Annotated in this window: 19 protein-coding genes; 10 read left to right on the top strand and 9 right to left on the bottom strand. The window is 59.3% G+C overall.

All coding sequences use genetic code 11. The annotated features are described in order from the left end of the window. Positions 1 to 63 precede the first annotated feature (63 nt). The 5 genes from HPY64_00830 to HPY64_00810 are packed head-to-tail and all read left to right on the top strand — an operon-like array spanning position 64 to position 8,274. The gene (locus HPY64_00830) at positions 64 to 2,142 is read left to right on the top strand and encodes a hypothetical protein (GenBank protein ID NPV65670.1); all 2,079 of its coding nucleotides are present in this window, start codon (positions 64 to 66) and stop codon (positions 2,140 to 2,142) included. Continuing rightward, positions 2,142 to 4,427, top strand: a complete 2,286-nt coding sequence (locus HPY64_00825) for an ATP-dependent helicase (protein NPV65669.1) — start codon at positions 2,142 to 2,144, stop codon at positions 4,425 to 4,427. Before HPY64_00830 ends, HPY64_00825 begins: the two co-directional genes overlap by 1 nt. Beyond that, positions 4,427 to 5,293 (top strand): PD-(D/E)XK nuclease family protein, encoded by an 867-nt coding sequence (locus tag HPY64_00820; protein NPV65668.1) that lies wholly within the window; start codon positions 4,427 to 4,429, stop codon positions 5,291 to 5,293. Before HPY64_00825 ends, HPY64_00820 begins: the two co-directional genes overlap by 1 nt. Positions 5,294 to 5,301: 8 nt before the next feature. Beyond that, complete coding sequence (gene recJ, locus HPY64_00815) at positions 5,302 to 7,632, top strand: single-stranded-DNA-specific exonuclease RecJ (GenBank protein ID NPV65667.1); 2,331 nt, start codon at positions 5,302 to 5,304, stop codon at positions 7,630 to 7,632. A gap of 15 nt (positions 7,633 to 7,647) precedes the next feature. After that, positions 7,648 to 8,274 (top strand): YigZ family protein, encoded by a 627-nt coding sequence (locus HPY64_00810; protein NPV65666.1) that lies wholly within the window; start codon positions 7,648 to 7,650, stop codon positions 8,272 to 8,274. 5 nt (positions 8,275 to 8,279) lie between these two features. Here HPY64_00810 and HPY64_00805 read toward each other — a convergent pair whose 3' ends face one another. Both HPY64_00805 and HPY64_00800 read right to left on the bottom strand, forming a co-directional pair. Beyond that, positions 8,280 to 9,686 (bottom strand): LCP family protein, encoded by a 1,407-nt coding sequence (locus tag HPY64_00805; GenBank protein ID NPV65665.1) that lies wholly within the window; start codon positions 9,684 to 9,686, stop codon positions 8,280 to 8,282. A gap of 186 nt (positions 9,687 to 9,872) precedes the next feature. Continuing rightward, a complete protein-coding gene (locus HPY64_00800) occupies positions 9,873 to 10,880 on the bottom strand; it encodes an SH3 domain-containing protein (protein NPV65664.1) in 1,008 nt (335 codons plus the stop codon). Between the two features lie 238 nt (positions 10,881 to 11,118). On the opposite strand from HPY64_00800, the gene HPY64_00795 reads away from it, so the two are divergent. After that, on the top strand, positions 11,119 to 12,783 hold the full coding sequence (locus HPY64_00795) for an SH3 domain-containing protein (GenBank protein ID NPV65663.1): 1,665 nt from the start codon (positions 11,119 to 11,121) through the stop codon (positions 12,781 to 12,783). Positions 12,784 to 12,822: 39 nt separating this feature from the next. Here the strand turns inward: HPY64_00795 and HPY64_00790 are convergent, their stop codons facing one another. Next, on the bottom strand, positions 12,823 to 13,776 hold the full coding sequence (locus tag HPY64_00790) for a dephospho-CoA kinase (protein ID NPV65662.1): 954 nt from the start codon (positions 13,774 to 13,776) through the stop codon (positions 12,823 to 12,825). 105 nt (positions 13,777 to 13,881) lie between these two features. Here HPY64_00790 and HPY64_00785 point away from each other — a divergent pair, with 105 nt between their 5' ends. Continuing rightward, positions 13,882 to 14,556: a metal-dependent transcriptional regulator gene (locus tag HPY64_00785; protein NPV65661.1), complete on the top strand. Its 675-nt coding sequence runs from the start codon at positions 13,882 to 13,884 to the stop codon at positions 14,554 to 14,556. A 33-nt stretch (positions 14,557 to 14,589) separates the two neighbouring features. Here HPY64_00785 and HPY64_00780 read toward each other — a convergent pair whose 3' ends face one another. Continuing rightward, entirely contained in the window at positions 14,590 to 15,576 is a 987-nt protein-coding gene (locus tag HPY64_00780) for an NAD(P)/FAD-dependent oxidoreductase (GenBank protein ID NPV65660.1), read from the bottom strand. Between the two features lie 283 nt (positions 15,577 to 15,859). Here HPY64_00780 and HPY64_00775 point away from each other — a divergent pair, with 283 nt between their 5' ends. From HPY64_00775 to hisG, 3 genes are all read left to right on the top strand, one after another. Then, a complete protein-coding gene (locus tag HPY64_00775; protein ID NPV65659.1) occupies positions 15,860 to 16,924 on the top strand; it encodes a L,D-transpeptidase in 1,065 nt (354 codons plus the stop codon). 81 nt (positions 16,925 to 17,005) lie between these two features. Continuing rightward, positions 17,006 to 18,448, top strand: a complete 1,443-nt coding sequence (locus HPY64_00770) for a hypothetical protein (GenBank protein ID NPV65658.1) — start codon at positions 17,006 to 17,008, stop codon at positions 18,446 to 18,448. After that, entirely contained in the window at positions 18,445 to 19,461 is a 1,017-nt protein-coding gene (hisG, locus tag HPY64_00765) for an ATP phosphoribosyltransferase (protein NPV65657.1), read from the top strand. The genes HPY64_00770 and hisG overlap by 4 nt, the downstream gene beginning before the upstream one ends. 27 nt (positions 19,462 to 19,488) lie before the next feature. On the opposite strand, the gene HPY64_00760 is transcribed toward hisG, so the two are convergent. The 5 genes from HPY64_00760 to pheA form a co-directional block, all read right to left on the bottom strand. Further along, positions 19,489 to 20,544 (bottom strand): HAD family hydrolase, encoded by a 1,056-nt coding sequence (locus HPY64_00760; protein NPV65656.1) that lies wholly within the window; start codon positions 20,542 to 20,544, stop codon positions 19,489 to 19,491. Then, positions 20,541 to 21,776 (bottom strand): hypothetical protein, encoded by a 1,236-nt coding sequence (locus tag HPY64_00755; GenBank protein ID NPV65655.1) that lies wholly within the window; start codon positions 21,774 to 21,776, stop codon positions 20,541 to 20,543. The genes HPY64_00760 and HPY64_00755 overlap by 4 nt, the downstream gene beginning before the upstream one ends. After that, positions 21,767 to 23,077, bottom strand: a complete 1,311-nt coding sequence (gene hisD, locus HPY64_00750) for a histidinol dehydrogenase (GenBank protein NPV65654.1) — start codon at positions 23,075 to 23,077, stop codon at positions 21,767 to 21,769. Before hisD ends, HPY64_00755 begins: the two co-directional genes overlap by 10 nt. Before the next feature lie 263 nt (positions 23,078 to 23,340). Beyond that, entirely contained in the window at positions 23,341 to 24,402 is a 1,062-nt protein-coding gene (asd, locus tag HPY64_00745; GenBank protein NPV65653.1) for an aspartate-semialdehyde dehydrogenase, read from the bottom strand. Positions 24,403 to 24,413: 11 nt separating this feature from the next. Further along, positions 24,414 to 25,253: a prephenate dehydratase gene (pheA, locus tag HPY64_00740; protein NPV65652.1), complete on the bottom strand. Its 840-nt coding sequence runs from the start codon at positions 25,251 to 25,253 to the stop codon at positions 24,414 to 24,416. Between the last annotated feature and the right edge of the window lie 250 nt (positions 25,254 to 25,503).

Here is a 25,503-nt window from a genome sequence, read left to right as displayed (position 1 = left end):
GAACGTCTGAGCGAAAGTAATACTGGCGATCGCCGGCGGCGACAAAGGAGATAAGTGAGTCGCGTGCAGCAACAACCATCCCGTGTCTTTCTGGAAGGGCCAGCTGGGACGGGCAAGACTACGCTCGCCATTCAGCATCTTCAGAGCCTTCTCCAGAGCGGTGTTTCCCCTGACAGTGTGCTGATCCTGGTACCTCAGCGTTTGCTGGGTCGCCCGTATCAACTGGCGGCCTACCGCCATGCCCGTGTTCCGGGTGATGTCACGGTTGTGACGCTCAGCGGCATTGCCCGCCGTAACCTGGAGCGCTTCTGGCCACTGGTAGCGGAGCCAGCTGGCTTTGATCCGACCCGTGAGCCAGTATTCCTGACCCTGGAGACCGCCCAGTACTATATGATGCGGTTCGTCCGCCCAGTCATCGCGGAAGGAGTCTTCGACTCGATCAGTCTGACCGCGCCGCGGATCGCCGCTCAGTTGTTGGACAACATGGCCAAGGCGGCGGAAGCTGGCTTTCCGTTCGAGCAGGTTACCGACCGGCTATGCGCCGCCTGGGGAGATCGTCACTCGTCCCGCTTGCTGGTCTACCGCAAAAGCGAAGAAATCAGCCAGGCCTATCGAGCCTATTGCCGGCAACACAATCTCCTTGATTACGCAGCGCAACTGGAAGTTTTCACGCAGTATCTGCTACCGCATCGTGTGTTTCGCCGCTACTTCGCAGCCTCCTACCAGCACCTGATCGCGGACAACATCGAGGAACAAAGCCCCGTTGTTCACGACTTCATCCGCCTCTGGTGGGACCACTGGCAATCGGCCTGGTTGATCTATGACTCCGACGGCGGGTTTCGATCGTTTCTTGGCGCGGACCCTGCCAGCGCCGCCGGGCTGCGCGAATTGTGCGAGGAACACCGTCGCTTGGAGGAGCCAGTCACAATGTCGCCGGAGGTTGATTCGCTGGAGCGTGCCGTTCGCATTGCCCTGGGCGGCGATAGCGCCCCTGTAGAGATCAGCCCCCGTACGGCGCTGGAGTTTACCTACCATACTTACTACCCTCAGATGCTTGACTGGATAGTGGACCGCATCGCTGATCTCGTCCGCGATGGCGTCTCACCGCGTGAAATAGCAATCCTGGCGCCATTTCTGCCGGATACCCTGCGCTTCTCGCTGCAGTACCGCCTGGAGAGCCATGGCATTCCGGCCGTTTCGCATCGGCCTTCGCGCGCCCTGCGTGATGAGCCGGCTGCCCGCGCTCTGCTAACCCTTCTTCTGCTGGCACACCCAGACTGGGGATTCAGCGCCCCGCTGCCAGTTGATGTAGCTGACATGCTGACTCAGGTCATTGACGGTCTGGACCCGGTTCGGGCGCAATTGCTGACGAGCATTGTATACCGACACCAGCATGGTGGCGCTCTCAGTTCCTTTGAGGTCATTCAGCCCGCCGTTCGTGAACGCATCACCTATCAAGCAGGCCAGCGTTATGAGACGCTGCGTACCTGGCTACAGACAGTCAGCGAGGAACTGGCCGAGCAACCGCAACCGCTTGATTACTTCTTGCGTCGTCTGTTCGGGGAAGTGCTTTCCCAGCCGGGCTTTGGCTTTCATACCAATCTTGATGCCGGGCGCATTGCCGCACAGCTTATCGAGTCGGCGCGTAAGTTCCGACAGGTGCTTTATCCCTATGACCATGGCAAGCCGAACTGGGCCAGTGTCGGACAAGAATATGTCCAACTGGTGAATGAGGGAGTTCTGGCTGCGCTGTACATGCCGGATCAACGCGAGGAAAAGGCAGAAGCGGTATTTGTTGCCCCCGCCTATACATTCCTGATGCGCAATCGGGTGGTTGATTATCAGTTCTGGGTTGATGTGGGTAGCGAATCGTGGTGGAAACGCCTGGAACAACCCCTCACCCATCCCTACGTGCTGATGCGCGGCTATCCTCCCGGGCGCTTCTGGTCTGAAGAAGACGAGATTGACGCCCAGCGCCGTATGCTCTACCGCCTGATGGTCGGTTTGCTCCGGCGTTGCCGCCGTCGTATCTACCTGGGCACTGCTGACCTGAACGAACAGGGCTATGAGCAACGAGGTCCCATGCTCTATGTATTCCAGCAGATTCTTCAGCGCTATGGTGAGCAGGAGGGACGGAGCTGATGGCAGCCAGTGTACGGCTTCGCCCGGAGCAACATGCCATTGTTCACGGCTACCGCGGCGGGAAGATGGGCATAAAAGCCGTTCCCGGCAGCGGCAAGACGTTCACCTTGTCCCATCTCGCCGCACGCCTGGTAGAGGATCTGACATCCCGCGGACTGACTGAAGGAGTCAACCGTCGCGAAGTACTGATCGTGACCTTCACCAACACAGCGGTCAACCACTTTCGCAACCGCATTGCCGATATCCTGCAACGCGAACGCGGGTTATTGCCCTATATCGGCTACCGTGTGCGCACACTTCACGGCTTGGCCCACGACATTGTGCGGGAACGCCCGGCGCTGGTGGGGCTTTCTGAGGATTTTCAGATCATCGACGAACGTGTAACCGCCCGCATCCTTGAGGATATTGCCAGGGGACTCCTCAGCGAATACCTGCCGGTACTCAGGCCTTATCTCAGTGCGGAGATCGTAGCGAACGAACAGCGGCTTCGCCAGATGGGGCGCAATGAACTATCGCAACTGGCCATTGATCTGGGTCAGCGTTTTGTCAAGCAGGCCAAAAACTACCGGCTGGATCCGGCGCAGATTCGCCAGTTGCTAGAGCCGCGCGCTGCAGAATTGCCGCTGGTGCGCTTTGGTCTGGCTGTTTACGAAGACTACCAGCGCAGCCTCACCTATCGGGGTGGAGTTGACTTTGACGATCTGGTTCGCCTGGCTATTGACGCGCTAGAGCGCGACAAAGATTATCTGATCCGCCTGCGCGCCCGCTGGCCGTACATCCTGGAAGACGAAGCTCAGGATAGCAGTAAGCTGCAGGAAGACATGCTGCGGTTGCTCAGCGACGAGCGCAACTGGGTGCGCGTCGGCGATCCCAACCAGGCCATCAATACCACGTTCACCACGGCTGATCCGCGTTTTCTGCGGGAATTTCTCAGCCAGCGTGAGGTTCAGGATATGCCCTTGCAGACCTCGGGACGTTCGACACAGGCGATCATTGACCTGGCCAATGCGCTGGTGGCGTGGACAACCCGCTCCCATCCCGTGCCGGTACTCCGCCAGATGGCCTTCCTCGAACAGTACATCCAGCCGGCGCCGGCGGATGATCCGGCGCCGAATCCACCCGATGACAACCGCAGCATCTACATCCACTACCAGCCCGATGAGAACATCAGCCCGGAATACGAGCTTAAGCTGGTTGCCGCCAATGTGGAGCGATTTCTCCGGCAGGGCAGCGGCAAAGACTACACCGTGGCCGTTCTGGCGCCGGAAAACAGCCATGCCTATAAACTGGCCGAACTGCTGAAAGCGCAAGAGATCGACTATGAAGAGCTGCTACGCAGTACTTCAGCGACCCGCCAGGCAGCGACAATCCTTTACCATGTCCTGAACTACCTGGGTGCTCCCCTCAATGCCCGCATGCTCGCCGCTCTATATCAGGAAGTCTGGCGGCAGGGGCCGCACAGGCTTCCTCTTGACGACCGTCAGACAGACATTGCCGTCCGGGCGCTGACCGGGTGCCGCGAGCCAGAGCGTTTCCTGTGGCCGCTCGCCGGGCTAGACTGGCTTGATGATGTAGGAGCCATCGCCCAGGAACCGGATATTCGCGTCGATCTGGAAGCGTTTCGCAGCCAGGTACGCCTGTGGCTGGAGGCGACCACACTACCGATTGATCAGTTAGTCCTGACAATCACCCAAGACTGTTTCACCGAACCCTCGGACATTGCACTCGGATACAAGATCGCCGTAGTGCTACGGGAGATGACCTTGAGCAACCCGGCCTTCCGCCTGCCGGAGTTTGCCACTGAGCTGCAACAGATCAGCGCGAACGAGCGCAAATTCATCGGCTTCGATGATGTAGAAAAGGGGTACGAGCCTCAGAAGGGCAAAGTGACCGTTGCTACGATGCACGCGGCCAAGGGGCTGGAATGGGATCGGGTGTACCTGATGGGCGTCAGCAACTACGGTTTCCCGGCTGCACAGCCCTATGACAATTACCTGGCTGAGCGCTGGTATCTGCGCGACCAACTTAACCTTGAGGCGGAAATCCTGGCCCAGCTTGACGCGCTACGCCTGAACAAACCCTATCATGAGGGCGAAGCCACCGCCCAGGCACGTCTGGATTACGCTGCCGAACGTCTCCGCCTGCTGTACGTGGGCATCACACGCGCCCGCCGCCACCTGATGATCACCTGGAATGTGGGCCGCTACTGGAACCAGGGCGGCGACAAGGTCAATCGCCCGGCTCTGGCCCTTGTGGCGCTCAAGGAATATCTGGAGGATGCCTGATGGCGACTATGCACAAGGATCACAGCGCAGCCACGCTGCCCGAAGGCTTCGAGTTCAGCCAGGGTGTGCTGCAGGATCTGGTCGATTGTCCTCGCCGGTTTGAGCTGCAATACGTGAATGCTCAACCCTGGCCCGCTGTCGAAGTTGAGCCAGCCCTGGAGCGCGAAGTCTACAACCAGCGCGGCAGGCAGTTTCACCGGCTACTGGAACGCTACTATACCGGTGTGCCGGTAGAAGCCATTGAGACAGGTCTTTCTGTGGATCAGTTGCGCACATGGTGGAATGCTTTTCTTCGGGAACCGCCGCTCAACCTGCCTCAGGAAGTTGTCCTTCCAGAAGTACGGCTGGCGACAGCGCTGGGAGGTCAGCGTCTGGTCTGTGTTATCGACCTGCTGGCGGTTGACCCCGGACGCCGGCTGGTCATTGTCGACTGGAAGACCGGCCGGTTCCGCCCTTCCCGCGAGGCGATGGCTCAACGCTTGCAGACGCGGGTCTATCCGTTTGTTACGGTTGAGGCTGCCGGGCGCTTCTTTGGCAGCCCGGTGGAACCAGCGCGGGTGAGCATGGTCTACTGGTTCGCCAACTTCCCGGATCAGCCACATGTATTCCATTATGATCAGGCCCAGCATGACCAGACGCGAGTTTACCTGGAAAGCTTGCTGAGAGAGGCGGAAGATCGCCTTACCTCAGGCGCCTGGGAAATGACCACCGATGAACGATTGTGCAGTTTCTGCGTCTACCGATCGCTATGCGGACGTGGCGTCGCAGCCGGACGCGAGACCGATGAGCGCGTGATCGATCTGGGCGATGTTGAGCCAGACTGGGAATCGCTCCGTCTTGAAGACGTAGATGAGATCGCCTACTGAGGCAACGCATGTTCAACCAGATGGCTGATCTTCAGTGGAAACTGCAGGAGCCGGTCACCGCCGCCGAAACACTTCACAGCGTCATCGGTGGCCATCCGCTGGTTGCCCAGATTCTCGCCCGGCGCGGCATAACCACGCCCGCTGAGGCCGTAGCGTTTCTTGATGCGACCCGCTACCACCCTGCCCCACCGGATGACCTGCCTGACATGGCCCAGGCTGTGGAAGTCCTAGCCACGACCGTTATGGCTCGCCAACCCATCCTGATCTGGGGCGACTTTGACGTCGATGGGCAAACTGCTACCGCCCTGTTACTGGATGCGCTCACAGTGCTGGGAGCGCCGGTCAGTTTCTACATTCCCCATCGCCTTACCGAGTCGCATGGCATCCAGACGGAACGGCTCACAGCGCTATTGGCTGAGCGCCGCCCGGCGCTACTGCTCACCTGTGACACCGGGATCACCGCACACGATGCTATCGTCTGCGCGCTTGAGCAGGGTGTGAAAGTCGTCATCACCGATCACCATGATCTGCCCCCCGACGGCATTCTGCCGCCAGCCCCCGCGCTAAACCCGAAACGCCTGCCCGCCGGCCATCCGCTAACCACGCTGCCGGGTGTTGGTGTCGCCTACAAGCTGGTCGAAGGGCTATTCACGCACCTGGGTCGTGATGTTAGTGAACTGGAATGCCTTCTCGATCTTGTGGCGCTGGGCATTGTGGCTGATGTGGCCGAACAATGGCGCGACACACGCTACCTGCTGCAGATGGGATTGGAACGCCTGAGGAGCACAGAGCGCAAAGGTCTGCGCGCTCTGGCAGATGTTGCCCGGATCGATCTGGCGAATGTGACGGCAGAAGGAATCGGCTTTCAGCTTGCCCCTCGACTCAATGCTGCCGGGCGGCTGTACGATGCTGCACAGGCCGTTGAACTGCTGACCACCCGCGACAACACGCAGGCCAGGGTAATCGCAGCAAACCTGGAAGGGTTGAACAGAAAACGGCAGCACGACCAGCGGGCAATCACAGCTGCCGCTCAAGACCTGATTAGCAATGACCCTGGCTTGCTGGATTTTCCGGCCCTGGTGTTATATCAGCCCGGCTGGCATGCGGGACTGCTGGGGATTGTCGCCGGTGAACTGGCCGGGCGCTACGGTCGCCCCTGCATTCTTCTGACTTCAGAACCGGGCGGGGGCATTGCCCGCGGTTCGGCGCGCTCTGCTCCCGGCTACGATATTGGCGCAGCGATTGCGGCTCAGGCTGAGTTGCTTTCCGCCTACGGCGGTCATCCCGGCGCCGCGGGCCTGAGTCTACCAGTTGACCGGATTGATCAGTTCCGGCGGCGGCTGTCGCGCACATTGGAAGAGCAGGCGCCAATCCGCCCCACCCCTACCCTGACCATCGATGCCACCGTAACCCTGTCAGAGATCACCGAAAATCTGGCGGAGGAGTTGGAGCGGCTGGCGCCTTTTGGCCAGGGCAATCCGCCGGTCACGTTGATGGCAACTGACCTCACTATCAGCAGGTATCAGACCATTGGCCTGGAGCAACTGCACCGCAAGCTGACCGTCACCGATAGCGCTGGCGCCTCCTGCCAGATCATCTGGTGGCGCGGCGCGGAGCACCACGCTCCAAGCGGGCAGGTCGATATTGCATTCAATATTGGATGGGATATCTACCAGGGCCGCCGCCAGGTTGCTCTGACCCTTGTCCACCTGCGCGAACGTGTGCCAGTCGCGGTTGCCGCACCGCCCGTCTCAGCCTGGACAGTCGAAGACTGGAGACAGATGCCTGCTGAAGATCTGCTACGTGCATTTGCTGAAAAGGAACCGGACGGCCTGATCTGGGCAGAAGGGGAACACACTGCAAAGACTCGTGGTCGACGCCGCCATGAACTGCGCCCGGCAGAAGCTCTCCTCATCTACACAGCGCCACCGGCACAGAGCGTCTTGAACGCTGCGCTGGAGACGACACAGGCCCGGCGCCTGTATATCGGCTGGGTTCCTTTGCCGCCCGCTGATCTGAACCGCCGTCTGCGCGAATTGCTTGGCCTTTGCCGCTATACCCTTTCGCATCTGGCAGGCCATGCCGATCTGGATAGAATGGCCGGGGCAATCGGCCTGACGCGTGAAGCCATCCTCTGGGGGCTGCGCCTGCTGGCCGCTGAAAACGTCATCGGCCTCTCGGAAAGTGATGAAGGCGTGACCATCGACCAACCTCATCCCACATCTAAAACACAATACGATGCGCTTGAGGCCAGAGAAGCCTTCCAGTTTCTGTCGGCTGAATCCGATAGTTATCGCCGTTTCCACCGTCGCGCCGATCTCACCAGCCTGTTAGTGTAACAGGGTTCTTCTAATATGAGCCAGAGTGGTTACGAGGTACCAGCTGAGACGATCCGGATCGAGAATCGAGTGGTTAATTCACGCTTCATTGCCACAGTTGGCCCTGCCCGTTCGGTAGAGGAAGCTAAAGCCTTCATCGCTGCCGTACGTGCAGAAATGCCGGACGCCACTCACCATGTCTATGCGTTCAAGATCGGCTACGGAAGTAGCGTCATCGAAGGCATGACCGACGACGGTGAGCCAAGCGGCACCGCCGGGCCGCCCGTCCTGGCCGTTTTGCGTGGTGCCGACCTCGGCGATGTGGTGATTGTGGTGACCCGCTACTTTGGCGGCACTAAGCTGGGTACGGGCGGGCTAGTACGCGCCTACGGCAATGCCGCCCGCGAGGCGCTGGCTGCCCTGCCCCGTGAACGTCGCATCCCTAAAGCCACCATCGGGCTGGAATTCCCCTATACATTCTTCGAACAGATACAGCGTCTGCTGACCCGCTATAACGCCGAAGTCCAGGAGCAGAGTTTTGGCGCTGCGGTGACCCTGTTTGCCCGCCTTCCTGTAGACGACCTCCCTGCGCTGGCTGCCGAGGTATCTGAACTAACCGCTGGCAGAGTGTCGCCGGTACGCCTGGACACGGATGAAGCATAGGCGCGTTACGGTGCGCTTGCGCTATCAGGGGCCGAAGTCGGCGTAGGCACCGGCGGCATGACATTGTGGTGGCAGGTCCGGTAATCCCCGCCCAGGATGATCCGGTAGTCCGTCGTTCGGCCCGGATCGGGAGACACCACGACCGGCGCAGATGGCAAATGCAGCGCAACCAGCAATTCATCAAGGATGCCGCCCTTGATCCGCCCCGTGAAATCATAGACTGTGGTTTGTGCCGCGTAACGGTTTTCTGCGCCAGCAGCTATGGCATGGAACCCCTCCCAGGCCAGCAAGTCGGCAGCAACACGATCCATTCCCGCATAACCGGTAGCATTGACGATCTCAACACGAGGGCCGCTTCGCACCAGCCGGTTCGCCGTTGGCGGCTGCAGAAATTGGCGCATCAGCGCCTCCACCGCCTCGCCAATCGGTAATTGCACAGCCGCGCCGGAAGGTGTCAGCCACGACTCAACATGGACATGCGGTACAAACACGTACTGCGCGATGCGATCAGAATCCAGCGTCAGAGCTACCGGGATAAGTTCCAACACATCCTGCACCTGTAGATCGGTCTCCACAATGTCTGTCACCTGCCCCCACAGCACGCTGACCTGTTCCAAAAGGCCCAACTGGCGCAATCGCAACCCAATCGCCCTGACGAGGTCCTGCTGCCGCCGACCGCGGTCGAAGTCACTGCTGGTTCTTCGGCTGCGGGCGTACCATAGCGCCGTGCGACCATCCAGCACATGCACGCCAACGGGCAGAGTCAGTAACTCCCAGTTCTCCTCGTTCTGCGGGTCGAGATCAGGAGCTTTGAGTATCCAGTCCTGCAGCGCACAATCTACCGTGATCTCCACTCCACCCAGCGCATCGATGATGGTTTGAAAATCGTTGAAGTCCACCCGCGCGTAATGATCGATCCTCAAACCCAGGTTGTAGCGCAGCGTCTCTTTGAGGAGCGTGTAGCCATAGCTGGATGCGATCTGCTCTCCGTAGCCAAAGGCGGTGTTGATGCGCTGCATCGTCCAACCGGGAATGTAGACAAACAGATCACGCGGGATGGAAAGCAAGCTCACCGTCCCATGCGTCCGGTTGATCGAAGCGACCATGATGGCATCAGTGCGGCCAGCATTGACAGGATTCGTGGTATCGCTGCCAAGGAGTAAGATATTCAATGCGTCATCGTCTCTGGCAGCATTGACCAGCGGCATTGCTGGCGGAATAGCCGTCACGGGCACTTCGCTCGACGGCGTGAAAGTCTCCGCCGGCGTTTGCGTGGGCGACTGGGCAGCCACTATCGACATTGGCGACCACCAGCCGTAACAGACAGTAACCAGCGTCATAGCGGGCAGGAGCGTGCACACCAGCGCTAGCCCTGTCCATCCGCGCCATACTCGCCTGGGATCACGCCGCATACCTGTCTCCTGCCTCCGCACAAGAACAGACTGACCCCAGTATAGGCCAGTTGAGCAGGCTACTGGTCAGAGTGTAAGACAATCGGTGGCTGATCGTCGGGCAAGATGAATCTGAAACCCTTCCGATGCCTTCCCAACAAAACAGGCCGGGTTATTCGCCCGGCCCGCAGACTGAATCTACAGCGCCTACTCCACAACCGGCAAAGCGTTGATATCCAGCTCGGTCTGAACATACTGGGCCGCCACCCAGCCTTGGGAGGCGTCCTCTCGCCGCACCAGCAGCCATTCACCATCAGCAGTGCGCCCCCTGAGGCTGAACATCGTGCCCGGGTCCAGCACGGTGATCACCCGCCCATCCCGTGGCGCTGCGCGAAAGTTCACCCGGAAGTTGGCGATCGCGCCATTGAGTGGCGGTTCTGTTTCTACCGTAACGACAGCCGGCATTACCGCTGCCAGTTCGTCAGTGACTGTTTCCCCTTCCTCGATGCGCACGGCAACAAGGTTGAGTGCCGGTGGGTTATCCAGCAGAGTCAGAGGCATCCGCAGTTCGAGAGCAATATCACGGGCAGTGACTACACCGGCAGCGGCGCGCGCCTGAGCCGCATCCGGACTGATCACAAACACGGTGCCTGCGCGCAGCCTGGGCAGGGCGTATTGATACGTGCTATACACCCCCTGGTTGTTGGTCACAATATCCAGCAGCAGCAGGTCCACATCGGCCGGGTCTCCCTGAACTTCAACCAGCACGTAGAGATACTGATCGTTCAGGAAGGAGCGCACTGCAGTGATGTCAACAGCGCCTGCACTGTCCCCAGTTTCATCAGTATACGGCCTCAGGAAACGATCCCAGTCATCGGGCCTGCCATCAATAGCCGTGCCGGTGAAGCCATCCGCTGGCGGAATATATGGCCCGTTCAGGCGCAGATGATCAACATGTACCCATCCTGTGAGTCCATCGGTCGTTTCCCCCTCAACCCACTTCAGACTCTCGTCCATACCCTTGACAAAGAGCAGGGTACCACGTGGGAGCATCGCAATGGTCTCCGATGGCGCAGACGGGCCAGCGTGCAGGGGGGCGCGGGAAATCACACTGGCAGTCTCATCCCCCCCCTGCCCCAGAACCAACGACACTGGCAACAACAGGCCAAGGACCAGCAGCATGACGCCGATAAGGTGGTGCGGACGGCTTTTCATAGCGGACTCCTCGGTTGAGCGCTCAAGTACGAGTTCACTTGCCAGTATTGTACAATTGTCCTGCCTTTTGTGTCCAAAGAACCTCCGCTGTTTTTCCCGCCATAGTACCTGGCAAACAGGCGCTTTCGCGTTATGATTTTGCCCCATGATGACAGGTGATATCTCCAGGCAGCATGCGCTGCACCTCTTGTTGCGGTTTTCTGGCCTACTCGTTTTATGCGCCGGGTTGCTGGGTCTGTTGTCGCTCCCCGTTGTCTCCGGCGCACCGCCTACTCAACTGACCCCCACCGGGATTTTCGCTGAGGCGCTCGGAGAAGCCAACCTGCGTGCCGGGCCGGGAATTGAGTACCCTGTACTCGGTCAGATCGTCGCCGGAACGCGTTATCAGGTCATCGCACGCCATGAGTTAGTCCCATGGCTGCTGATTGCCTATCCCCCTGCTCCGGGCGGCCAGGCCTGGGTTTTCATTGACCTGGTTACAGTGAGCGGTTCGCTGACCCAGCTCCCATATATCACTAGCACAGTTGTGTTCAGCGGCTCCTTTACACCTGTCCCGCCTGCCACAGTCACCGACCCGCGCCAGGCACCCACGGCCACCTTGCCTGCCGTAGCCAGAGTGTACGTAGAGGCTGACGCTGAGATCAACGTGCGGTTTGGGCCAGGAGTTGACTACCCGCGCATTGGCCAGATTCAACCCGGCGAACGCTTTCCAGTCATCAGCCGCCATGCGCTGTACCCCTGGCTACTGATCGAATTTCCCGCCGCCCCGGAGGGAGCCGGCTGGGTGTTTGCCGATGTCGTGCGGATCACCGGAGACCTCTACAACCTGCCAGTCATCACGATCGAGCAGGTCGAATGGCCAACGCTCACTCCGACCCCGCCTTTCGTCGTGACCGCCATACCACCTTGGCCTGCTGCCAGTCAGGATGCCACCAGCACAGCGCTGGACAGGGCAGTCAATCTGCCAGCGCTGGGAGATAGCATTCTTCATTATTTGCTTGACCTCGGCTTTGTCCCGGAAGAAAACCGGCTTGCCTCGCTTTTTCTGCTGGATCTGGCTAGCGGCCAGAGCATCTCGCTCGGTCGCGGAATTGCTTACAGTGGCATGAGTCTGATCAAAATCCCGATTCTGCTGGAGTTCTACCGCCAGGCCAATCGTCCTGCTGATGCCCTCCAGGCCGAGACTATCACCAATACCATGATCTGTAGCGGCAACCACACGGCGAACGAATTACTGTCCATTCTGGGAAACGGAGATGCCTTTGCTGGCGCTGCGCAGGTAACCGATACACTGCACAAACTGGGGTTGACCGACACCTTCCTGGTGGCGCCTTTCAAGCTGGGCGATGAACCGGTAGAAAACCGTTCTGTTGTCACGCCCAGAACATCAGCAGACCAGAGCAGGGCAGAGCCCGATCCCTTCAACCAGATGACTCCGGAGAATCTGGGCTGGTTGCTGGGAGCGATCTATCAGTGTGCCGCCGATGGAAGCGGCCCACTGCAGGAAGTATTTCCGGGCGACTTCACACCGACAGAATGCCGCCAGATCATCCTGGCAATGAGCCGCAATCAGATCAACGTGCTAACCGAAGCAGGTGTTCCTGCCGGTACCCGCGTCGCCCATAAGCACGGTTGGATCGACGACACACATGGCGATGCCGCGATCATCTTCACACCGGGCGGAGACTTCGTCCTGGTAATGGCTCTCCACCAACCACAGTGGCTCCCCTACGAAGTCTCCTGGCCGGCTATGGCGGAGATCACCCGCATGATCTACAACGCTTACAATCCAGACGCCCCACTGAATGCCATCCATCCAGAAACCGTTGATGAAACCTGCCGGCTTGAGGATAACCCCCTTCTTGATGAACTGCAGCGCTGGGACCTCCCGCCGATTAACTGAGCAAACGACAGGGCAGGACTTTGCCGGGAAGCCCGCTACTTATGCTGTATAACTATCCAGCAGTGCAACAGCCTGATCTCGTGTTAGCGGGGCAGTTTCCATGGGTTTGGCAAGGCGCTTCAAAGCCAAGTAGAACTCCGCGAGCGAGATCAAAGAGCTTTCCCCGGCGACATGCGCCCCAATGAATCGCTCGACCAGATCGTCCTTGAGCCATCCCCGATGCCACAGCGCTTGAAGCACATCTGCCCAGGCCGTAATGACCTGTTGCCATACCGCTGAGCGATCGCTATCGTTGCGAATGACGACGTCCGCCTGAGCCAGCTTTTCTTCCTGAGGACTCTGGGCATCGATGCGTCGTTCAGCCTCCTGTCGGCTGAGGCCACGCGCAGCCATCAGGCGTTCGATCTGTTGCGCGCGCGATGCATCTACTACCCATACCTGATCCACCTGGGTCCGCAGTTCGCCCTCCAGTAATTTGATCGCCTCAATCACCACCACTTCGCTCCTGCAGGCCCAACCCTGACGGGCAACTTCTGCTACTACCAGCGGACGGAAGATTCCTTCCAACTGGCTCAAGGTCTGGGCATCGTCGAAAGCCCTTCTGGCCAGCTGGGCCGTATCGACACGACCATCCGGCAGCAGGATGTCCGTGCCCAAAAGCTCAATCAGGGCGTTGTAGCCCGGCGCGCCGGGTTGGCGTAACCGATGAACGATCTTGTCGGCATCAATAACGTGTGCGCCAAGGCTGCCCAGCATCGCCAGAACAGTGCTCTTGCCCACGGCAATATTGCCGGTCACACCGATCACGGCCTTGTGTCCCCACTGGCCACCAAGTTGAAAAGGCGGGGCGCCAGATGGTATGCGCCCGGCCAGAAAACCGGCCAGCCACCCATGCCGGAATGCAAGGTTTTCCTGATGGTTCACGAAGAGCAGACCGGTGTCAACAAGCTCTTGAATCAACGCATTGTGATCGGATAACGCCGGTTGGGTCACAGCCTAGCTCCAGTATGTGTCTGTCGCTGCCACTGACAAGCGGTTACAATCAGAATTACAGGTATTCAATGCGGGGAGGCCGGTCACGTGGACCGCAAAGATGAATTGCGCCATACATTACGGACCGAGGCGGTTGAGGACTTCCTCAAAGCCGTCTACCTGCTTGAACGCCAGCAATCCCCGGTTGCTACGACAACAATCGCTGCTGAACTGGGTATCAAACCGCCTTCCGTGACAGAAATGGCCAGGAAGCTTGCGGCCCACGGGCTATTGAAGCACCAGAAATACAAAGGCATACGCCTCACCGAAGCCGGGCGCCGCATTGCGCTGGAAGTCATTCGCCACCACCGTCTGATCGAGATGTACCTCACGGAGGCCCTCGGCTACACCTGGGACGAAGTCCACGAGGAAGCCGATCGGTTGGAGCACGTCATCTCCGAACAGTTTGAAGCCCGCATAGCTGCAGCAATGGGGCATCCCGACCATGATCCTCACGGCGATCCCATCCCCGCTCTAGATGGTTCGCTGCCCATGCAGGAACTCACCACCCTGCCAGAGGCGGTGCCGGGCCAACCCTGCCTGATCCATCGCATCACCGATCAGTCCCCTGAGATGCTGCGCCATCTGTCCGGCCTGGGCCTGGTGCCCGGTGCACAGATCGTGGTCACTGGTCACATCTCCCCGTCCGGTACCATCGACCTGCTCATTGAAGATATCGCCTCAACCGTTGCAGCTGATATTGCCAGGCACATCCTCGTGAAGCCTATCAACAGGGGCTAGCCGGAACAATCCCAGTTCGCCCTGCATCACATCTTACAGCCGCATCTCCGAAGAATGGCCAGGGAATACGCTCTTGCCGGTGAGGGCGCTGTATGCATGGTTCACTGCCACAGCGGCCTGGCCAAAACCCGTGGCAATCAGATTCAGCGGCTCAACCCCCTCCTGTTTGCAGATATCGCCTGCTGCATAGACTCCCGGCAGATTGGTTTCCTGCCTCCCATTAACTTTGATGTAGCGACCATCAAACTCCAGCCCCCAATCTTTGATCGCGCCCAGGTTAGCCTTAAAGCCCAGGTTCAACAGAACGGCATCAACATGGAGGGTGGTTTCTTCGTTGGTGCGGTTGTCAAAGATGACTGCCCGTTCAACATGCCCCTCGCCCTCCAGGCGACGGATTTCGTAGAAGGTCAGCACTTTTACCGACGACTTCATAAGCTGGGCCAGGCTGCTTTCATGGGCACGGAATCCTTCCCGCCGATGAATCAGTGTCACCGAACGGGCATAGTCCTTGAGGTTAAGTGCCCAGTCCACTGCCGAATCTCCACCCCCCACAACCAGTAGATCTTTCTTGTAAAACGGGCTTTTGTCTTGGATGAAATAGTATACCCCGCCGCCATTCTCGAACTGCTCAACAGTCTCATTGGCCAGCTTATTGGGCCGGAAAGCCCCGATCCCGGCGCAGATGATCACCGCCCTGGCATGATGGGCCGCCCGATCGGTGGCCAGTTCCCACACACCACTCTCCAGGCGGCGCAGCGCTTCCCCCCGTTCCTCAAAGCAGAACGTTGGATGCCACTGTTCACACTGCTCCACCAGGTTGCGAACCAGGTCCTTGGCGAGGATTCGCGGGCACCCGGCAACATCGTAAATGTACTTTTCCGGATAGAGTACCGCCAGCTGCCCTCCTGGCTCCGGCAGCGCTTCCACGATCTTGGTCCGCATTTCACGCATGCCGGCATAAAACGCGCCGAAGAGACCGGCTGGCCCGGCGCCAAGGATGAGAACATCGTAGATATCCATGTGCTTTTCTTTCTGGTGCGTGGAAATTCATTTGCTAATGCACGATCTTAGTCTGATTTCTACCGGCTCACAACCGATCGGCAGCGTCATTTTTCGTGAAATGCCCGCCTCCAATGCAATCTTCCGTAGCTGGCTCGCGCCGGAATCCCGATAGCCTCTGTTATAATAGACCCGCAATTGACGAATTGGCGATGGCCGGGTATTGTTGCTGAAGTCCGCCGGACACAAGTCAGGCTTAGTAAGGGTTGCACTTTATCGCTAATTGGTTGTCGGGAGAAGTCCGATGCTCAGACGCCACTGCTGGAACTTCGCACTTTCGCTCTTGTTCCTTCTGCCGCTGCTGGTGGCAGGCTACGCAAGCGCTGATGGCCCAGAGACAACCTGCCCGATTGATTCCAGCGGGCAGTGCCTGACCGGCGAACTGACTGCCATTGAACTGCGTGCCTTAATGGCAGAGATTGCCGCTTACCCGGCGCCGGACGTTACCCCCATCCCGGTAGATGAGTCGCTGTTGAACAGCCGCAGCTACCGCCGCGTGCTGGACGCCGTCACCATTTATGACGCTCCGAACGGTAACCCGATTGGAACCCTGGATCCCGGCTTCAATTTTGTCACCATCATCAACCGTGTTGACAACTGGGTGGAAGTCAACCCCGGCCAATGGATTCAGGATGAATTTCTGGGTGGTGCGCGGATTTCGCGCTTTGCCGGGGTGACCCTTAATTCCAGCCCTCTTTATCCTTTCGCCTGGTTCCTGCTGGACACCAAACCCAGCCAACGCCCTGGCGCCAAGCCAGCGCCCGGCACCGAATATATCCCGCGCTATACGCTGGTGAATATCTATGCCAGCACTACCGTCGATGGCTGGCGCTGGTACCTTGTTGGCCCGGATCAATGGGTGCATCAGACTCGCCTGGGCAAGATCACACCTGTCAAGCGCCCGGAAGGCGTCGAAGGTCGCTGGATCGCCATTGACCTGTATGAGCAGACACTCATCGCCTACGAGAATGACACCCCGGTGTATGCTACCCTGATCTCCTCCGGCTTGCCTGACTGGCCAACAAATGAAGGGCTGTTTCAAATCTGGGATCGCTACGAACACACCCCCATGAGCGGCGCTGAAGGCGCGCCCGACTTCTACTACCTGGAAGAAGTCCCCTGGACGATGTTCTTTGACCATGACATCGCCCTGCACGGCACATACTGGCATGATGGCTTCGGGTATCGTCACAGCCATGGCTGTGTCAACCTGACGATCACCGATGCGCACTGGCTGTACCGCTGGACAGAAGGACCTTACGCCAATACCTACGTCTATGTCTACAGCAGCGGCCAGTACACCAGGTGACATCTGCGTCTCAAGTCCACGAGCTACGGGCAGCCGGCAGTAGCTCTATCCTCTTATCTGTACCGGTCTCCGGGAGGCAGAATGCTGACTCTCCCCCCACATCTGGCTGACCAACTACCTGATGCGCTGCACCAGACGCAGCAGGTCGTGGCGCGGCTCACCCGGCAACTGGAACTGTTTGGCTATTTGCCGGTCAATACACCATTGGTCGAGCAGGCTGATGTGTTCCTGATCAAAGCTGGCGACGCCGCCATCAACCGCCTGGTTAGCTTCGAGCTGAACGGCCAGACACTGTGTTTGCGTCCGGAGTTCACGGCTCCGGCTGCAAGAGTGTACATCGAACGCTTCCAGGATCACCCTGGCCCAGTGCGGTTGCAGTTTGCCGGCCCGATCCTGCAGTATGACAGCCTGAGTCACGGCGCGATCACCGAGCAGAACGCCATCGGCGCTGAACTCATCAACGAATACAGTCCGGCTGCAGATGCGGAGGTTATTGCGCTTACTATCAGGCTCGTGGAGGAAGCCGGCGTCAAAGACTGGCAGGTCACAGTCGGGCACAGCGGCATGATCGAGCGTTTCCTGGATCGCTACCAGCTCAACCGGCAGATGCGCCGCTTCGTGATCAACCACCTGTCCACCCTTCGGCAGGGAGCCGAGGGGCTGGCGCAGGCACTGGAAGCGTTGGCCAACCTGGAGACTCCAGCTGCAGTCCTGACAGAGACGCAACCCATCAACAACCATCTGGAAGCGGAAGCTGCCCTATACGCGCTGTTACAGGCTACCCCACAACATGGCCCGTCTGGCGGGCGCAACCGCGAGGAAATCGCGCGGCGTCTACTGGAGAAGCAGCAACAGGGCAATCAGCGCGATAGGGTACGCCACGCTTTGCGCGATCTTCAGCAACTCCTTGAGCATGTTGTAGCCCCCGCCGCGCTCTTGGCGCATCTTGAGGACGACACGCTACAGGTCATGGCGCAGCACATCCTGGCAACTTTCAGCCTGCTGGCTGCTTACGGCATTCCTCAGGATCGGATCGCCTTTGATCTGAGCTTCACCCGCAACCTGGATTACTATACCGGGCTGATCTTTGAGTGCCATGCCGGGCAGGTGCCAGGCCGTCTATTCGGCGGTGGTGGGCGCTATGACGAGTTGATCGGGTTACTGGGAGCCAGACACAGCGTCCCGGCGGTCGGATTCATGTTGTACCTGAATCCGCTACTGAATGCTCAGCAGCCAGCCCTGCTGGAGGAACCCCGCGATCGTATCCATGTACTGGTGCGCCCCTCCGAGGATCAGCTGACCGGCGAAGCGATCGCCCTGGCTTCCGCCCTCCGCGCTGCTGACATCCAGGTGACCACGCAATCCAGTTTCAGTGCTGCCCGGAGAGAACCACACAGCGAGACTCATTTGCTCACAGTCGAGCAGTCAGGGCTGCGCCTGTCTCAACTGGCTGATCACACTGAAATAACCCTGGATCACGGCGATATCGCCGGTGTCCTTCGCGCCCTGGAGTTGCGCTCATGACAGAACGGGTCTCCCTGGCGCTCCCCAGCAAAGGATTGCTCGCGGAGCCAACCCTCAATTTTCTGAAATCGTGCGACCTGAAGGTTCACCAGGTCAATCCGCGCCAGTACACGGCCAGCATCCCGGCATTGCCCCAGGTCGATGTCCTCTTCCAACGGGTAAGCGACATTGTCTACAAGGTGGCTGACGGCACCATTCACATGGGCATCACCGGCCTGGATGTCGTCATGGAGCATCCCAGCAGCCAGCTGCTGGTCATCCACGATAACCTGGGTTACGGCTTCTGTGAGCTAATTGTGGCCGTCCCGGAAAGCTGGCTGGATGTGGAGTCGATGAGCGATCTGGTCGACATTTCGCTGGACTTCCGTGAACACAAGCGTCGCAATCTACGCATCGCCACTAAGTTCACCAATCTTACCCGCCGCTTTTTGCATGAGCACGGGTTGCAGCATTTCACGCTCGTCGAATCGGAGGGCGCTCTGGAGGCTGCTCCGACTCTCGGCTACGCCGATGTAATCTGCGATCTGACCGCAACAGGCACGACACTGCGGGAGAATCATCTCAAGACCCTGGTTGATGGCGTTGTTCTCAGGTCGCAAACATGCCTGGTTGCCAACCGGACAGCGCTTGAAACACAACCGGTTGTTCGCCGGACTGCTCACATTCTGCTGGAGTTGATTGACGCCGCCCTGCAGGGGCGTGATTTCTATACCGTCACAGCAAATGTGCGGGGAACAAGCGCCGAGGCAGTAGCTGCACTGGTGGCTGGCAACCCACTGACTCGTGGCTTGCAGGGGCCAACGATTGCCCCCATCTATACCCCTAGTTCACTTCCAGATGAGAATCATCAGTGGTACACAGTAACCATCATGATCCGCAACAGCGACCTGCTGGCCACTGTCGAACACCTGCGCTCCATCGGCGGCGTCCAGACAATCGTGACGCCAGCACGCTACGTTTTCCTGGGACACTCGCCGAGTATTGAGCGGTTGGAACGGCTGCTGGGACAGTAGCGCCTTGTGCCCGACCACGTCCAGCCATCAGCGCCAATCATCCAGCCAGGCCGGCAGGTAACTCACATCCAAGAGCACATCAACACAGCCTGCCAGTTGCAGAGCTGCCCGGCGACGCTCACGGCGCTGAAGCTCGGTAATCCCACTGAGCACACCCACGCAAGGAATCCCCGCAGCTTGCGCTGCCTGGGCATCGCTGGGGGAATCGCCGACCATCAGCGCCCGCAAACCGCCGGGAAGCGGCGTGCCCAGTAAACGGCTTGCCGGCAGCTCAGGGTAGATTGCCCGCCAGACCGAAAAAGGATGGGGCTTTCCCAGCCCAGTCTGGCCTGTTTCTTTAGCGGCTGCCTTCACCTCAGAATACGTGACGATCCGGCGTGGGTCCAGCAGATCGAGCAAGCCGTTATCACGCAGCGGAGGCATCGCCTCAGCATGCGGGCGACCGGTAGCGATTCCCAGCAGGTAACCTTTCTCTCGCAGAATGCATAGCGTCCGCTGCAGAGTCTCAGCAGGCAATATCAGCGTGTCTGCCAGCGGCCTCATGCCGAAGGCAACCAACGCCTCACCCGAAAGCCACATCTGGAATCGCTCGTACAGGTAAGACCACCAGGCTCCCTGCGGTCGCAACAGATCAGGCGGTGCGCCCAGATGATCCGCTGCCGCTTGCCCGGCAAAGGACAATAGAGCGCTGCTCTGGCGATCCCCGGCCATATCTAGTAGCTTCTCGATCGGCGCTGGCCAGGCCATCAGGTTTGCAAACCCCGGTCGCAATTGTCCCAGCAATGCAGGGATCGTGTTGGGGGGTAGCCCCTCCCCAGGATCGCAGGCGATCAACAATGCGCAGGCCGCCAGGTAAGTCAGATCCCAGTTGGAGTTCACCATCCGATCTTTAGCAGCGTCGATCAACACCGGCGGCAGGATACTCTCACGCACAGCGCCCTCAGGCATCGCCCTGACCGCCGGAGTGCCTTGCCTTGGCTGCATAAGCTCCCACAGAGTCAGCCGGGCGCATTCCCAGTAGATCTGTTCAGTTGTGATCACCCCGTCCAGATCGAAGATGATCAGGTCGACAGGCCTGGTCACAGTACCGCCTCCACGCCGTCCAGCCACCGCTCCACCCTGCTATTGCCGGCATGTGAGCGCCCGCCCATCTCGACCACCTGAGCCAGTCCCAGCAGCGCCACTACCGGAGGAAACCGCTGGCCATCCGCCAGATTCATCGTCAGCAGCGGGCAGCACGCCAGCGCCGCCTGCAGGTAGGCGCGCCAGTCAGGACGCAACCAGCCGCGCCTGCGCAATTCCTGCAGCAGGGGAATCAACACACGCTGTGTCTTGCTCTGCCAGAACATCTCCCGGATAGCTGGCAGGCGGTCGGGATAGGTCACTACAAACTCGCTGTCCCTCGTCGTGAGTAAGATGCCATTCTCCTGCGCCCAGCGCTGGGGGAAATACATCCACATCGCGTGAACGTTGTGATACAGCGGCTTCACCAGATCAAGCAACGGATCATGCCGCCCGGCAAAAGCCGGATCGAAGTAGACCAGGTCTCTGCCGCGCACGAACAGGTTACCATTGTGGGCATCGCCGTGCCCGACAACTGCCGGACCATCGCGCTCCGGTGCCAGAAGAGTCCTGGCGTGCGCAATGATGTCATCAAGCGTGTCCCTGAAGGCGACGCCATTGATCGTCCACTGCACTTGCCGCACGGTGGCAAGGGCCGCCTCCGGCAGACCGGGCAGCGCAACCTCTGTTCCCGGCCCATAGAAGCTATCCAGCCGCCCCCCGGCCAGACGGTGGTAGAAGAGCTGATGCACTGGCTGGCGCGCATGAGTCGCCGCATCCTGCCAGGCTAGTGTTCGGAAATACACATCCAGAAGCCGGTCGTCGCAGGTCTGCTGAGCCTGACGTAACCGCTCAAAGCTCCCTGGCGCGGCCTGGCTGCACTCAACCGCCCATGCCGCATCAAACAGGGACTCGTCTTCGATGACCTCATACAGCAGCATCTGGCGACTCGGTACAGTCGAAGCCAGCACCGGCATAACAACCGGATATCCGGCCTGCCGGAGCAGATCGCTGTTGTAATACTCCGCGATTACGCTACCCGGCTCAACATGCGACTTAAAGAACAACCGGCGGCCATCGCGCAATGAGACGAAGCCGTTAAAGGAATTCAAGGATACGGCGAGAGGCCGCAATTCCACAGTCGCCACATCCAGTTCAAAGACCTCCTGGATGAAGCGCCGGAGCATAGTCTGCGCGGCCTCTCGATCCGTGAATTGCAGGCGCTGTACTGTCTGCAGGATGTCTACTTCCACCAGACCTCCCGCTGACGCACAGCCTGGGCATGCGCCGGGAATCCCTCGTAGTCAGCCAGGATAGCCGTTGTCGCCTTGAGGGCATCGTAACCCTCCCGCGACAGATACCCTACCCCGCTACGCTTGAGAAAATCGTACACACCAACCGCCGAGAATGACCGCGCAAAGCTTCCGGTCGGCAGAATAGCATTCAATCCCAGGCAGTAGTTGCTGATCGGGATAGGCGTGTATGGTCCCAGCAGGATTTCGCCAGCATTCCTGATCTTCTGCAGGGTCACAAATGGCTCCCAGGTCAGAATCTCCAGATGCTCCGGGGCATAGTCATTGGTGAAGCGAATGGAGTCCTCGAGGCTCTCCGTGATCATGATCCCACCGTAACCACCCAGCACGGTTTCCACGAACTTGCGTCGCCATTCCGGCAGAGTGTTGATCAGCTCTGGCAGGAGACGCTCCACCTGCTCGGCGACTGCACGGCTGTGGGTCACGAGCAACGCCGCCGAATCCGGTCCATGCTCTGCTTCCACCAGCAGATCAACCGCGACGATCCGGGGGTCTGCTGTTTCATCGGCGAGGATGATTGACTCGCTTGGGCCAGCTGGTGTGCCCACGTCCATCACGCCGTACAGCAGACGTTTGGCCGCGGACACATAGCTGCTGCCAGGGCCGATGACTTTGGCGACCTTCGGGATTGTTGCCGTGCCATAGGCGAGCGCTGCAATCGCCTGCATCCCGCCTACAGCGTAGACCTCCCTGACACCACAGACTTCCGCCGCGAACAGTGAGGCATCATCCACCTTGCCATCCGGCCCTGGCGGTGTGACCACAACCACGCGTTCAACGCCCGCCACTACAGCCGGGACAGCCAGCATCAACATCACTGACGGGAACGCGCCTTTACCGCGCGGCACATAAAGCCCGACACTGGCTACCGGCGTGATCTTCTCCCCGGCCATAACACCCGGCATAACCTCGGTGAACCACATCGGTTCGGGCATCTGCGCCTCATGGAAGCGCCGGATGTTGGTATATGCCTGCATGATCGCTGTCTTGACGTCTTCCGCAAGAGTCTTGCGCGCTGCCGCAAAATCAGCATCGGAAGCTTTGAGCTGCCCGACAGTGAATTCCGGCGCATCGAACTTCCGCGTATAGGCAACGACCGCGGCATCGCCTTCCTGCCGGACGCGCCGGATAACCTCATCGGCCACAGGCAAAAGATCGGTGATATCCTGCTCCGCCCGCCGCATGATCCGGGCCAGCTCTTCAGGCGGGGTACTGGCCAGTTCTCGAACCTTGATCGCCATCTGTCTCGTACCTTTCAATACAAAAAGCGCGGTGGATGACCCCACCGCGCTCCCATACACCTGAACAATCCGTTACCTGACAGCGGGGTCTGGCCGGTTAGGAATACGGTGATGATAGTGATTCACACCAGCAAGGCAGACAGCCAGACTGTTACCCGCGCGGCACATTGTTCTTCCCTGGACGACAAGCAAATAGGCCATTGTCACGGAACACCACGCAGTCTAACGGCTACCGCCCGGCATGTCAACATGGAACTGTCATACTAGACCGCGACACCTGTCAGGTAACCCTGCGCAATCAGCAGTTCGGCATTTAGAATGGCGCCGCCCGCCGCTCCGCGCACGGTGTTGTGTGCCATGGTCACAAACTTGTACCCCAGCACCGGACACGGACGCAAGCGTCCGATGACGGCGCTCATCCCATTTCCAGCGTCGCGATCCCGCCGGGGCTGGGGACGGTCCGGCGCATCGCAGATCACCAGGGGTTTCTGGGGGGCGCTAGGTAAGCCCCGAACCACTTCCGGCCCTGTGAAGCTTTCCCACGCCTCTCGAATTGCCGCCAGTTCAGGCTGCCGATCGAGAGTCACGGATACAGCAACCGTGTGACCATCCAGCACAGGCACGCGATGGCACTGGGCGCTGACCGTCGCCGCCAGCCACTCGACCCGTTCGCCATTCAGGTCGCCAAGCATCTTGCAAGACTCGGTCTCCAGTTTCTCTTCCTCGCCGGGAATGTAGGGGATGACGTTGTCGAAGATATCCAGGGAAGCCACGCCGGGGTAACCCGCCCCACTGATCGCCTGCATGCTTACTGCGCTGACCCGGCTGATTCCGAACGGCTTGAGCGGAGCCAGAGCCATAACCACTGGTGTGGTGGTGCAATTGGGGCTGGTCACCAGCGCCCCTGTGCTCCAACCTCTGCGCCGACGCTGCACATCGATCAGCCCCAGATGATCGGCATTAACTTCGGGGATCAGCAGCGGCACGTCGTCAGCCATACGATGCGACTTCACATTGGAGCATACGACATAACCAGCTGCGGCCAGTTCAAGTTCGCGTTCTGTGGCAATCTCGGCGGGTAGAGCTGAGAAAACTAACGGCGTATCCGGATCGGCGTCAAGCGGCAGGACGGGCAACGCAGCTACGTCTGCAGGCGGCGTCCCGGTGAGTACCCACCTGGTCGCTTCCGCATACGATTTCCCCGCGCTTCGGTCCGAGGCAATTACCGCCGTCACGCGCATCCAGGGATGATTCTCCAGTAACTGAATGAATCGTTGTCCTACCGCGCCGGTTGCACCCAGAATGGCAACATTGACCCTGGCCATGTCGGTTTCTCCTATGCTGTCTCAACAATCGGCGAGTCTGCAGCAGGATAAGAACCCAGCATCTTCACAAATGAGGCACGCCGCAGGAGGGCAACCAGCGCCGCTTCGCAGACCGGATCTTTCCAGTGCCCTTCAAAATCCAGGTAGAAGACATACTCCCAGGGTCTGTTACGCCGGGGCCGGGACTCGATTTTGGTCAGGTTGATTCCACGCAGGGCGAATTCACCCAGACACTCGTAAAGCGCCGCTGGGCGGTGGCGTGTGGCGAACACCAGCGAAGTCTTGTTTTTCTCCGCCCGTTCTGCATCCTCAATCCCCAGGATGAAGAAGCGCGTAAAATTGTGCGCCACATCCTCAATGTTCGGCTCGATCACTTCCAGTCCATAAAGCTCGGCAGCCAGCGGGCTGGCAATCGCCCCGACTCCGGGAATCGGCGCGGCAGCGAGATCGCGCGCGCTGCCAGCAGTGTCATACCAGGGCTCGGCCTCCAGCCCAAATCGGCGCAAATACTGCTCGCACTGAGCCAGCGCCTGGGGATGGGAGCGCACTCGCTGTAGATCAGTCAGCCGTGTACCCAGGGGCGCAAGCAAGGCATGGCGAACATGCAGGATAACCTCACCCTGAACGCGCAGGTCGTGTTCCATCAATAACTCATAGGACTGCGAAACTGTGCCTGCCTGGGCGTTCTCAATTGGCAGGATAGCATGATCAGCCTGCTGCGACTCGATGCACTGGAACAACTCGATAAACGTCCGGCAGGGTACTGTCTCCACATCGTCGCCAAAATGCTGGCGAATGGCCTGCTCGGAATAAGCACCATGAATGCCCTGAAAAGCAACTCGCCTGGTCACAGCAGCCCCCTTCCTCTGGCTGTGTTGATGCTAGCATACCCTGTTCATCTTCAACAACGTTAAGCCGTATCACAGCGTTTAGGCAGATCATCCAAGAAAAGCCGTGAACAAACATGTCAAACTGTCCGTTGACGTTGGCGTTGATGTATCGCTATGATACAATCATGAATATCGCCTGGGTCAATTCGTCTGTTTCACGTTTGCGCCGTCGTATCCGCCGACTGCATATTGGTCTGGCGGAGAATTTTGG

The sequence above is a fragment of the Anaerolineae bacterium genome, from assembly GCA_013178165.1.
Lineage (GTDB): Bacteria > Chloroflexota > Anaerolineae > Aggregatilineales > Ch27 > Ch27.
Note: the sequence above shows the minus strand (reverse complement) of the source record. Positions and strands in the feature narration are given on the sequence as shown.